13 protein-coding genes are annotated in these 12,119 nt (G+C 36.4%); all 13 read left to right on the forward strand.

Features of this window, described 5'->3' with window-relative positions; genetic code table 11:
• Positions 1–258 precede the first annotated feature (258 nt).
• The gene (gene smc, locus JOC48_RS11175) at positions 259–3,825 is read left to right on the forward strand and encodes a chromosome segregation protein SMC (RefSeq protein ID WP_204499710.1); all 3,567 of its coding nucleotides are present in this window, start codon (positions 259–261) and stop codon (positions 3,823–3,825) included.
• Positions 3,826–3,843: 18 nt separating this feature from the next.
• Positions 3,844–4,836, forward strand: a complete 993-nt coding sequence (gene ftsY, locus JOC48_RS11180) for a signal recognition particle-docking protein FtsY (protein ID WP_204499712.1) — start codon at positions 3,844–3,846, stop codon at positions 4,834–4,836.
• 112 nt (positions 4,837–4,948) lie between these two features.
• Positions 4,949–5,275, forward strand: a complete 327-nt coding sequence (locus JOC48_RS11185; RefSeq protein ID WP_204499714.1) for a putative DNA-binding protein — start codon at positions 4,949–4,951, stop codon at positions 5,273–5,275.
• A 12-nt stretch (positions 5,276–5,287) separates the two neighbouring features.
• Positions 5,288–6,640 carry a signal recognition particle protein gene (ffh, locus tag JOC48_RS11190; RefSeq protein ID WP_204499716.1) on the forward strand — a complete coding sequence of 451 codons (1,353 nt, stop codon included), beginning with the start codon at positions 5,288–5,290 and terminating at the stop codon, positions 6,638–6,640.
• 79 nt (positions 6,641–6,719) lie between these two features.
• Entirely contained in the window at positions 6,720–6,992 is a 273-nt protein-coding gene (rpsP, locus tag JOC48_RS11195) for a 30S ribosomal protein S16 (RefSeq protein ID WP_204499718.1), read from the forward strand.
• A gap of 14 nt (positions 6,993–7,006) precedes the next feature.
• The gene (locus JOC48_RS11200) at positions 7,007–7,234 is read left to right on the forward strand and encodes a KH domain-containing protein (RefSeq protein WP_204499721.1); all 228 of its coding nucleotides are present in this window, start codon (positions 7,007–7,009) and stop codon (positions 7,232–7,234) included.
• A 105-nt stretch (positions 7,235–7,339) separates the two neighbouring features.
• Positions 7,340–7,726, forward strand: coding sequence for a YlqD family protein (locus tag JOC48_RS11205; protein WP_204499723.1), 387 nt, complete (start codon positions 7,340–7,342; stop codon positions 7,724–7,726).
• 13 nt (positions 7,727–7,739) lie between these two features.
• A complete protein-coding gene (gene rimM, locus JOC48_RS11210; RefSeq protein WP_204499724.1) occupies positions 7,740–8,246 on the forward strand; it encodes a ribosome maturation factor RimM in 507 nt (168 codons plus the stop codon).
• The gene (gene trmD, locus JOC48_RS11215; RefSeq protein ID WP_204499725.1) at positions 8,246–8,974 is read left to right on the forward strand and encodes a tRNA (guanosine(37)-N1)-methyltransferase TrmD; all 729 of its coding nucleotides are present in this window, start codon (positions 8,246–8,248) and stop codon (positions 8,972–8,974) included. The genes rimM and trmD overlap by 1 nt, the downstream gene beginning before the upstream one ends.
• Before the next feature lie 191 nt (positions 8,975–9,165).
• Complete coding sequence (gene rplS, locus JOC48_RS11220; RefSeq protein ID WP_204499820.1) at positions 9,166–9,510, forward strand: 50S ribosomal protein L19; 345 nt, start codon at positions 9,166–9,168, stop codon at positions 9,508–9,510.
• 164 nt (positions 9,511–9,674) lie between these two features.
• Positions 9,675–10,232, forward strand: a complete 558-nt coding sequence (gene lepB, locus JOC48_RS11225) for a signal peptidase I (RefSeq protein ID WP_204499726.1) — start codon at positions 9,675–9,677, stop codon at positions 10,230–10,232.
• Between the two features lie 142 nt (positions 10,233–10,374).
• On the forward strand, positions 10,375–11,223 hold the full coding sequence (ylqF, locus tag JOC48_RS11230; RefSeq protein ID WP_204499727.1) for a ribosome biogenesis GTPase YlqF: 849 nt from the start codon (positions 10,375–10,377) through the stop codon (positions 11,221–11,223).
• Positions 11,224–11,329: 106 nt separating this feature from the next.
• Positions 11,330–12,097, forward strand: coding sequence for a ribonuclease HII (locus tag JOC48_RS11235; protein WP_204499728.1), 768 nt, complete (start codon positions 11,330–11,332; stop codon positions 12,095–12,097).
• Positions 12,098–12,119 lie beyond the last annotated feature (22 nt).

Consider the following 12,119-nt stretch of genomic DNA (forward strand, 5'->3'; position numbering starts at 1 on the left):
TTATAAATATAGTATTTCTTTTCATATTTTATTTGCAGTATGCTTTGTTGCTAGTGCATTTTGCACACATACTTCTATGTCTATTATCTTTATGATAAAATAAATTAGTTGAATTGCAAAACTATAACTGAAAGTTTTTTTAAAATACATAATAAATTATTATTTTTTAGTGCGTATTCAAAAAGTCGCCGTTGGTCATTTGGTGACTTGTGAACAACCTCTTTTACATAGAAAATGTCAGGTAATAGGAGAATGATTATGTTCCTTAAACGATTAGATACAGTTGGATTTAAATCATTTGCTGAACGTATTTCTGTTGACTTTGTTACAGGAGTAACAGCAGTAGTTGGTCCAAATGGAAGTGGAAAAAGTAATATAACGGACGCTATTCGCTGGGTGCTTGGTGAACAATCTGCTAGGTCACTGCGAGGATCAAAAATGGAAGATATCATTTTCCAAGGAAGTGATTCTAGAAAAGCTTTAAATGTAGCTGAGGTGACACTTACTTTAGACAACTCTGACCAAACGTTACCAATTGAGTATGACGAGGTTAGTGTAACACGAAGAGTATATCGTTCGGGCGAAAGTGAATTTTTAATTAATAAGCAAGCTTGTCGTTTAAAGGATATTGTTGATTTATTCATGGATTCAGGCTTAGGTAGAGAAGCCTTCTCGATTATTAGTCAAGGAAAAGTAGAGGAAATTTTAAGCTCAAAAGCAGAAGAGCGTCGAACAATATTTGAAGAAGCTGCGGGTGTCTTAAAATATAAAAATAGGAAAGAAAAAGCTGAATATAAACTTGCTGAAACACAAGAAAACCTCAATCGAGTAGAAGATATTATTTATGAAATTGAAAGTCAATTAGATCCTCTTAAGGAACAAGCTGCTGTTGCTACCGATTACTTGCAAAAAAAGGATCAACTAAAAGAACAAGAGATTTCATTATTAATTGCTGAAATTGAACAGCTTCATTCTCAGTGGAAAACCTTGTTAGAAAAAATGGAAGAAGAAAAGCAGTATGAGCTTGAATTGAAAACCGGCATTCAAAAGAAAGAAGCTCATGTAGAACAGGAGCGCAGTCAAATTCAGGCATTAGATGAATCAATTGAGGAACTTCAGGAGTCCTTGCTTATTTTTACGAAAGAGATAGAGAGTTTAGAAGGAAACAAGAAGCTTGTTCATGAACGTTTAAAGCATTTTGAAGAAAATAAGCAAAAATTAGAAGAAGAGGGTATTGTGTTACGTGATCGCATCGTAAAGGTTGAGAAAGATCTTCATAGTGAAAAGGAAAAACTAAAGCAAGATTTGAATATGCGAAATAAAACGAAGAATAAGCTTGAGGAATTATCAAGTAAAATGGCAACCACAGAGGAAAATATTCAGGATCAAATTGAGGAACGGAAAAGCGAATACATTGAATATTTAAATCAGCAAGCCGCTATGAGAAATGAAAGGCAAACAATTGAAAAACAACTTTCACAAATTGAAGCAAAGCGGCTAAACCAAGATAGTAAATTTCAAGGATTAACTGGGGAACGGGAAAGGTTAGAGGATGAGTTACAACAACTAAATCAAGAATTGAAGCATGATTATGAAGCTCGTGTGGAAGCAGAAGATAAATTACAAACACTAAAGCAAGAAATTGAAGCTGATAAGGAACGGTATCAGGATTTACAAACAAAGCTCTACCAAGGGTACCAATATATCGAAAAATTAAAGTCAAAAAAAGAAATGCTTGAGGAAATGAAGGAGGACTTTCAAGGATTCTTTCAAGGAGTAAAGGAAGTACTAAAGGCGAGAGATGGGAATGAATTGGAAGGCATTCATGGTGCAGTTATTGAGCTGTTGAATGTTCCATCGTCTTATATAACGGCGATAGAAACTGCGCTTGGCGGACAAGCACAGCACATCGTTGTTAAGGATGAAACTGTTGCTCGTCATGTGATTCATTGGTTAAAGCGCACAAATAAAGGCAGAGCTACTTTCTTACCGATGAATGCGATGAAGCCAAAATATATTGCCAAGCATTTATTATCTGGGATAACTCGTCATGAGGGTTTTGTTGGTATTGGTACTGACTTAATTCAATATGAGCGTGCTTATCATGATGTGATGAACCATTTGCTAGGGAATATTGTGATTGCAAAAGATCTCCGAGCTGCAAATGAAATTGCTGTTCAATTGCAGCGAAAGTTTCGAGTTGTCACGCTGGAAGGAGATGTTGTAAATCCGGGTGGGTCAATGTCCGGTGGTGCTCAGAAGAAAACAAATCAATCACTTTTTACAAGAGAAAGAGATTTGAAAGATGTTACGGAAAAGCTATCTAGCTATGAGCAAAAGGCTAAGGAATTTGAGAAAAAAGTAAAAGCGCATAAAGAAGCAATGGATCAAAAGGAAAGTAGATTAGAAGTGTATCGTAGTGAAATCAGTGATAAGCATGAACGAGAGCAATCTTTACGCTCTAAAGTCATGGAAAAAGAAGTTAATATCAATCACCTTAACGAAAATTTAAAATTGTATGATCAGGATAAACTACAATTTGAACAAGACTTGACGGGCTTAATGGAACGGGATAAGGGGTTGAGTGAGCAACTAGAAAGCTTGAATCAACAATTAACTTCCATTCAAAGGGAAATAGATGATTTATCAGAGCAACAATCGACATTTCAAAAAAGTCAAAAAGAGCTTGAAGAGTCGTACCATCAATTACAAATAACGTTTGCAGAACAAGAAAGTCAGCTTAAGAATCAAAAAGAAAAGACAAGTCAGCTTGAAGCCAATTTACAGGAATATCAGCAGTCATATCAAGCCAATCAAGATCAACTGAATGGAATACTTTCCTTTCACGAAAATATTCAATCAGAAGAAGATATTGAATCTAAGCTTGCAGAACAGCAGGAGGAAAAGGATCAAACATTGCATAGCATTCAGACACGTCGAGCAGAAAGAGCAAAACGAACTCAATTGGTGAATGACACAGAAAGAGAATTAAAAGAGGAACATCGTTTACATCAAGCAACAGTGCAAGCAATTCAGGATAAAGAAGTAAAAGCCAATCGTTTGGATGTTGAGCTCGAAAATAGACTTAATCATTTGCAGACGGAGTACATGATTACTTTTGAGAGAGCAAGTCAAGAATATGAAAAAGCTAATGATATTGAAAAAACCAGACAAGCAGTAAAGCTGATAAAACGTTCGATAGAAGAGTTAGGCACTGTTAATATCGGTGCAATAGATGAATATGAAAGGATTCAGGAGCGATATCAGTTTTTAACAGAACAACAGACCGATCTCATTCAGGCTAAGGATACATTGTACAGTGTGATTTCTGAGATGGATGAAGAGATGAAACGACGGTTCGAAACAACTTTCTACCAAATAAAAGAAGAATTTACACTTGTTTTTCAACAGTTATTTGGTGGAGGCCGAGCTGAACTAAAATTAACGGATCCTTCGAATATCTTAAATACTGGTGTAGATATTGTTGCACAACCTCCAGGTAAGAAACTTCAGCACCTTGGTTTATTATCCGGTGGTGAACGTGCCTTAACTGCGATTGCACTATTGTTTGCTATATTAAGAATTAGACCTGTTCCGTTTTGTGTTTTAGATGAAGTGGAAGCAGCCTTAGATGAAGCTAATGTTAATCGTTTTGCTAGATATTTAAAGGTTTATAGTGAAAACACGCAATTTATTGTTATTACACATCGAAAAGGTACCATGGAAGAAGCAGATGTCTTGTATGGTGTAACGATGCAGGAATCTGGAGTTTCTCGCTTAGTATCCGTAAAACTAGAAGATACAGCAGAGCTAGTTCAGACATAAGTAAGAAAGGAAGATTGGATGAGTTTTTTCAAAAAGCTAAAAGAAAAATTTTCTACGAATGAACAAGAAACAGATGTTTCAGAAAAATATAAAGAAGGTATGGCTAAAACAAGAGGATCTTTTTCAAGTAAAATCAATGATCTTGTAGCCCGGTATCGTAAGGTAGATGAGGATTTTTTCGAAGATTTAGAGGAAATATTAATATCTTCAGATGTCGGAGTAGCAACCGTAATGGAATTAATCGACGAGCTTAAAATGGAAGTGAAACGCCAAAATATTAAAGATTCTCAGAAAGTTAAAGAAGTAATTTCTGAAAAACTAGTTGAAATCTATTATGGGGATGATGACGAAGCAGTTGAGGAACTAAATGTGCAGGAAGATCAATTATCAGTCATTTTATTTGTAGGTGTCAATGGAGTTGGTAAGACAACAACCATTGGGAAAATGGCTCATAAGCTTAAGGAAGAGGGGAAAAAGGTTATACTTGCTGCGGGAGATACTTTCCGGGCGGGAGCAATTGAACAGCTTGAAGTCTGGGGAGAGCGTGTTGGTGTAGAAGTTATCAAGCATAATGCTGGCAGTGACCCTGCTGCAGTCATCTATGATGGTGTACAAGCTGCGAAATCTCGAAAGGCAGATGTTCTCCTATGTGACACAGCTGGAAGACTTCAGAATAAAGTTAACTTAATGAATGAATTGTCCAAAGTAAAGCGTGTCATCGAAAGGGAAATTCCTGAGGCTCCACATGAAGTATTACTTGTATTAGATGCTACAACTGGACAAAATGCGATGAGCCAAGCGAAAACATTCTCAGAAGCAACCGATGTGTCAGGAATTGTATTAACGAAATTAGATGGGACTGCCAAAGGTGGAATCGTCTTAGCGATTCGTAACGAATTAAATATTCCTGTAAAATTTGTAGGATTGGGAGAAAAAGTAACAGATTTGCAGCAATTCGATGCACATGCATTTGTCTATGGTTTATTTGCAGACATGCTAGAGGCAGAGTAATACTTGGATGAAATGGGATCGTTAGACAATGGTAATTTCCTTGACAGGATGACATGAATTCCGATAATATTTACTATTGTAAAGGTATTTCACTTAACAAGGGGTGCTCGTTTTGTTAGAAAAAACAACCCGAATTAACTTTTTATTAGATTTTTATCAAGAGTTGCTAACTGAAAAGCAGCGTAATTATATGCAAATGTATTATTTAGAAGACTATTCTCTAGGTGAAATTTCTGAATCCTATCAGGTTTCCAGACAGGCCGTATATGATAACATTCGCCGTACAGAAGCAATGCTTGAAGGATATGAACAAAAGCTTCATTTATATGAAAAATTTCAGAAGAGAAAGCAAGTTGTTGAGCAATTGGAACAATACTTGTTTGATGAAGCAAATACCGAGATACTAGAGTTACTACATGTACTCAAAGAATTAGATTAGGAGGCGAGTACGATGGCATTTGAAGGTTTATCCGACCGCCTGCAAAGTACGATAAAAAAGATTAAGGGCAAAGGTAAAGTTTCTGAACAAGATGTAAAAGAAATGACACGTGAGGTTCGACTTGCTTTATTAGAAGCTGACGTTAACTTTAAAGTGGTTAAAGATTTTGTCAAGCGCGTGAAAGAACGTGCTGTCGGGCAAGAAGTAATGGAAAGTCTTACGCCAGGACAACAAGTTATTAAAGTGGTAAAAGAAGAACTCCAAGCGTTAATGGGAGGAGAACAAAGTAAGATTGCAGTTGCTGACAAGCCTCCTACCGTTATTATGATGGTCGGTTTACAAGGGGCCGGGAAAACAACAACTACTGGTAAATTAGCTAATCTACTACGAAAAAAATATAACCGGAATCCTATGCTCGTTGCAGCTGACGTGTATCGCCCTGCTGCCATTAACCAGTTAGAAACGATTGGCAAACAATTAAGTATGCCAGTGTTTTCTCTTGGTACGGAGGCAAATCCGGTCGATATTGCTAATCAAGCAGTGGCACAAGCCAAGGAAGAACATCATGATTATGTGATTATTGATACTGCGGGTAGATTGCATGTTGATAATGACTTAATGGATGAACTTCAACAAATAAAAGCAGACGTAAATCCAAATGAAATTTTCTTAGTTGTCGATGCGATGACAGGTCAAGATGCTGTTAACGTAGCTGAAAGCTTTAATGAACAGTTAGATATTACTGGTGTTGTTTTAACGAAGCTGGATGGTGATACAAGAGGTGGTGCAGCATTATCGATCAAAGCTGTGACAGAGAAGCCTATTAAGTTTGCAGGTATGGGAGAAAAACTAGATGAACTTGAGGCTTTTCACCCAGAGCGGATGGCTTCTAGGATATTAGGGATGGGAGATGTTTTGTCTCTTATTGAAAAGGCCCAAGATAATGTCGATGAAAAGAAAGCGAAGGAATTGGAAGAGAAAATGCGCTCCGCCTCTTTTACATTTGATGATTTCTTAGAACAAATGGGTCAAGTTCGAAACATGGGACCTTTAGAGGATTTACTCGGTATGCTTCCTGGTGCGAATAAAATGAAAGGACTAAAAAATGTTCAAATCGATGAAAAACAAATCTCTCATGTAGAAGCGATCATTCAGTCGATGACGAAACAAGAACGACAGGATCCTAGTCTGATGAATGCAAGTCGTAAAAAAAGAATTGCAAAAGGATCAGGTCGTTCTGTATCTGAGGTGAATCGATTGCTCAAGCAATTTGAGGAAATGAAAAAAATGATGAAGCAAATGACGAATATGCAAAAGGGGAAAAAAGGCAAAAAGGGCAAGGGAATAAATTTCCCATTCATGTAATGGAAAAACACTTTACAGACATTTAAAGTTCTGATACAATCTAAACTTGTGATAAACAATAATTGGAGGTGCGATAAAAATGGCAGTAAAAATTCGCCTTAAGCGTATGGGTTCAAAAAGAAACCCATTTTATCGTGTAGTAGTAGCTGATTCACGTTCTCCTCGTGATGGACGTTTAATTGAACAAATTGGCACATACAATCCGGTTGCTAACCCGGTTGAAGTGAAACTAGATGAAGAGAAAGCACTTGACTGGATGGCTAAAGGAGCTAAGCCTAGCGATACTGTACGTAATTTATTTTCTAATGAAGGCATCATGAAGAAATTCCACGACATGAAAAATCAAAAGTAAAGTAGTGTGATATCATGAAGGCCTTAATTGAAACAATAGTGTCACCATTGGTTGATTATCCAGAAGACATCGTTGTTACAGAAAAGGAAGAGGATCATAAGATTGTCTATCACTTAACTGTAAATCCAGACGATGTTGGTAAAGTAATCGGTAAAAATGGTAGAATAGCTAAAGCCATTCGAACTGTTGTTTATGCAGCTGGATCAGATACAAAGAAACGTATTTATCTGGATATTATGTAATGGGGGAGGGGGAAACCTTTCCCTTTTTGCACGTTAAGAAAGCATAAAATTTTAGCAGAGGAGTATTCGGGTAACTTTATCTTTTTCCAAGTGAGGCTGAAAAGAGTGAATATCATTCAAAAAATTCCCGTTAAACAAGTATTAACAGATGATAGTAAAGAAAAGATGAATCAAAAATTTTGTCATAAGAAACAACAACTTGACCAAGAGTGTCAACAATTATTATTTGAACAGAAAAAATTGCAGAACAAAAACGGCATATCTAAACAAGAAGTATATAAACGGTTTCAACAAGAAATAATGAGACGCAAAGAACAAATCAAGTGGATTGAATTCCAATTAGAACAATTGGAAATTTTGCCAATAGGTAGTGAACTTATAGAAAGAGAAGTTGAGGCTCTTGTTGAGGTTAGCGAAGGATCAAATTGGCAAGAATTAATGGAGAATAAAGCTATTATTATAAAAGATGATATCGTTATTCGAATAGAATAGCAGGTGATTGAAAATGTTTAATGTTGGAAAAATTGTTAATACACATGGTATTAACGGTGAAGTAAGAGTAATAAGGATTACTGATTTTGAAGATAGATTTAATATAGGACAATCGCTACTTTTATTTACAAAAGATAGTAATGATCCAGTTCGCGTCGTTGTTGATGGACATAGGAAACACAAAAATTTTGATTTATTGCATTTTGAATCGTATGATTCTATTAACGCTGTTGAAGGCTTCAAAAATGGGATGTTAAAGATTACGGAAGACCAATTAAGTCCCTTAGAAGAGGATGAATACTACTATCACCAAATCATAGGTTGTGATGTTTATACGACTTCTGGGGAATTCATAGGAAATATTAAAGAAATATTATCACCTGGTGCTAATGATGTCTGGGTTGTCAAAAGGGATAAACAAAAGGATTTACTCGTTCCGTATATCGTTGACGTCGTTAAAGATGTTAATCCAAAAGAGCAAAAAGTGGTCATTTATCCAATGGAAGGATTGCTAGATTGATGCGTATTGATATTTTAACTTTGTTTCCGGAGATGTTTGAAGGTGTATTTAATCATTCTATTTTAAAAAAAGCTCAGGATATGGATGTGTTTCAGTATAATTATGTGAATTTTCGAGAATATACGGAGAATAAACATAATAAAGTGGATGATTATCCATATGGTGGGGGCGCAGGGATGGTATTAACACCGCAACCAATTTTTGATGCCGTTGAGGCTGTTAAGCAAAAAACAGACAAGCAGCCAAGAGTTGTTTTAATGTGTCCACAAGGCGAGCCTTATCATCAAGGCAAGGCTGTTGAATTAGCGAAAGAAGATCATCTTGTTTTCATTTGTGGCCATTATGAAGGCTATGACGAGCGTATTAGGGAGCATCTAGTAACTGATGAAATTTCGATAGGAGATTACGTATTAACTGGTGGCGAGTTAGGTGCAATGGTGGTAATTGATAGCGTCGTTCGATTAATTCCTGGTGTATTAGGAAACGAGGCGTCTGCGCCTGAGGATTCTTTTTCTCATGGGTTATTAGAACATCCACACTATACTCGCCCAGCTGATTTTAGAGGGATGAAGGTACCAGATGTATTAACTTCGGGTAATCACGCCAAAATAGAAGAATGGCGAAAAAAACAATCGTTAAAGCGAACCCATGAGCGTCGCAAAGATTTACTTGGAAAATATTCGTTTACAGAACAAGAGTTAGAATGGTTTAAAGAATTCAATGAGTAACTGTTTGTTATTATGTGAAGGATAAATGACCATCAATCGATTTACCTTTACAGAATGATTATTTTTTGTTGAAGTAACTACTGTTATATGATATATTATTTGTTGTGCTTAAGTAGATTACTTGAGTCGTAAAAACGATGTTCCGCTTTCGGTTTCCGTTAAGAGCATTGGTTTGGAAGGAGTGTGACAGGATGCCTAATTTGATTGAAGAAGTGACAAAAGAGCAACTTCGTACGGATCATCCTGATTTCCGTCCTGGTGATACGGTAAAGGTTCACGTTAAGGTTGTCGAAGGTACCCGTGAACGTATCCAGGTATTTGAAGGCGTAGTAATCAAGCGTCAAAACGGCGGAATCAGTGAAACATTCACTGTACGTAAGATATCTTACGGCGTAGGAGTTGAACGTACTTTCCCAGTACATTCACCACGTGTTGATAAGATTGAAGTAAGCCGTCGTGGTAAAGTACGTCGTGCAAAACTTTACTATCTACGTGAGCTACGTGGTAAAGCTGCACGTATTAAAGAAATTCGCTAGTTAGTAATGTAAAAGGAGCTTGCATCGTCAAGCTCCTTTTTTCTAGCTTAAAATAAAACATTCATTTATCTTTGATATTGACAAGTGTATGATGGTGAATGGATAAAATAAATTCCGTAAACAATAATCACGTGTTTGTACATAGAGTTCTTGGAGGGTAGCAAATGGCCAGAAAAAAAAGTGAATGGTTTGATTGGATAAAAGCCCTTGTAATTGCTGGTCTTCTAGCCGTTATTGTCCGAATGTTTTTCTTTGCACCAATAGTGGTGGATGGACCTTCTATGCTACCAACATTAAATGATGGTGACTACATGATTGCAAATAAATTCAGCTACATGGTTAGCGAACCAAATAGGTTTGATATTGTTGTTTTTCATGCCACTGCGAACAGGGATTATATAAAGAGAGTCATCGGTCTGCCGGGTGAACATGTCGAAATGAAAGGTGATCAGTTATTTATTGATGGCAAGGCTTTGGACGAGCCTTTTTTAGAGGCCAAAAAAAGAACGATAAATGAAAATCAATCCTATACCTTTGACTTTACTTTAGAGGAATTGCCAGGAGGGTATGAAAAGGTGCCTAAAGGTCATGTTTTTGTTTTAGGTGATAACAGAGGAAATTCAACAGATAGTCGTTTGTTGGGTCCAATTCCTATAAGTCAGTTAGTTGGAAAAGCAAATTTACGATACTGGCCACTAGATCGTATTGGTATTGTTAAATAAATGAAAAGTTTTAATAAAAGATGACTTTCTATTTTCTATCATAATTATATGTACTTACTCAAACGGATAGGATGAATTAAGGTTTTCTTCATGAGTAATTGATTGTAGGCTTAATTTTTCTAAGACATAATGAGGTGATTTCGTGACTATTCAATGGTTTCCAGGACATATGGCCAAGGCAAAAAGAGAAGTCGAAGAAAAGCTAAAGCTAGTAGACTTTGTTATCGAGTTAGTTGATGCAAGAGCACCAGAATCCTCACAAAACCCGATGCTTCATCAAGTGTTAAATCAAAAACCCAAGCTTATGCTTTTAATGAAAAAAGATTTAGCTGATCCCAACCAAACCAATAATTGGATTACATATTTTAATACAAAGGGGATACCTGCTTTGGCTGTGGATGTGCAACAAAAGCAAGATATTCAGCAAGTTATTAGCATGGCAAAAGAAATGGGTAAAGAAAAGCTAGAAAAATTAAAGAAAAAAGGAATAAGACCTAGGCCGGCACGTGCAATGATTCTAGGGATACCTAATGTGGGGAAGTCGACACTAATTAATCGACTTGCTCATAAAAAAATAGCGAAGACTGGTGATCGACCAGGTGTTACCACAAATCAGCAATGGATTAAAGTAAAGAAGGATTTTGAACTACTAGATACACCAGGGATATTGTGGCCTAAATTTGAAGATCAGCAGGTAGGATATCGTTTAGCCGCTATCGGGACGATAAAGGATCAATTGTTACCATTGGAGGATATCGCTGCGTTTATCATCGATTATTTAAGAGATAATTACCCGACGATTTTAGAATCCCGCTTTGAAATAATTCCTAATATGGACGATATGATAGAAATATTTGAATCCATTGGACGACGAAGAGGATGCCTTGAAAGTGGTGGTAAAGTGAACATGGAAAAAACTGCCGAAGTAATAATACGTGACTTACGGTCTGGCAGATTAGGGAGATTAACTTTGGAAACAATAACTAACTAATAGAAAAACCGGGTATGCATGCCCGGTTTTTCTTTTCGCGATTATAAAAATAGTTTAAGATAAAATGTAAAGTAACCGATAGGATAAATAACGGGGGATTTCTGGGATGAAACAAACAATAGCAACAATTAGTGATCGATTATTTCGAGATGAATTTTCTAAAGAAGAACTTGTTCAATTGAAGCAGGATAAACGAGTAGGAATACAGAGGTTGTTAAAAAAATATGAACGCAAGCTTGAAAGAGAACAAATGCAACGACAACATTTTGAACAAATGATGACTTTTGAAAACTTTCAATATGATTTAGGAAAACAAATGGTTGCAGGATTAGATGAAGTTGGAAGAGGTCCACTAGCTGGTCCAGTTGTTGCTGCTGCAGTAGTTCTACCTGCGGATTTTTACCTTGGTGGGTTGAATGATTCAAAGCAATTATCAAAACAAACAAGAGAAGCTTATTTTGAAGAAATAACACAACGGGCTATCACCTATGGAGTCGGTGTAATACATAATCAAGAAATCGATCGAATGAACATTTATGAAGCGACTAAAAAAGCAATGAAAAAAGCAATTCAATTACTAAGCCCAATTCCAGATCATGTATTAATTGATGCAATGAAACTTGACGATTTACCTTGTACAAGTGAGTCAATTACGAAAGGCGATCAAAAAAGTGTGTCGATTGCAGCAGCCAGTATCATTGCAAAAGTTACTAGAGATCGTATGATGGAAGAACTGCATCAAACATACCCGCATTATAATTTTGCATCTAATGTGGGATACGGAACAAAAGAGCATTTAGAAGCGGTTGAACGTCATGGCATTTGTCCTTATCATCGACAGTCTTTCGAACCAATTCAATCTTTTGTGAAATGACTGTGTTAGTGATGATGTTGAT

It is taken from the genome of Aquibacillus albus (assembly GCF_016908325.1).
Classification (GTDB): domain Bacteria; phylum Bacillota; class Bacilli; order Bacillales; family Amphibacillaceae; genus Aquibacillus_A; species Aquibacillus_A albus.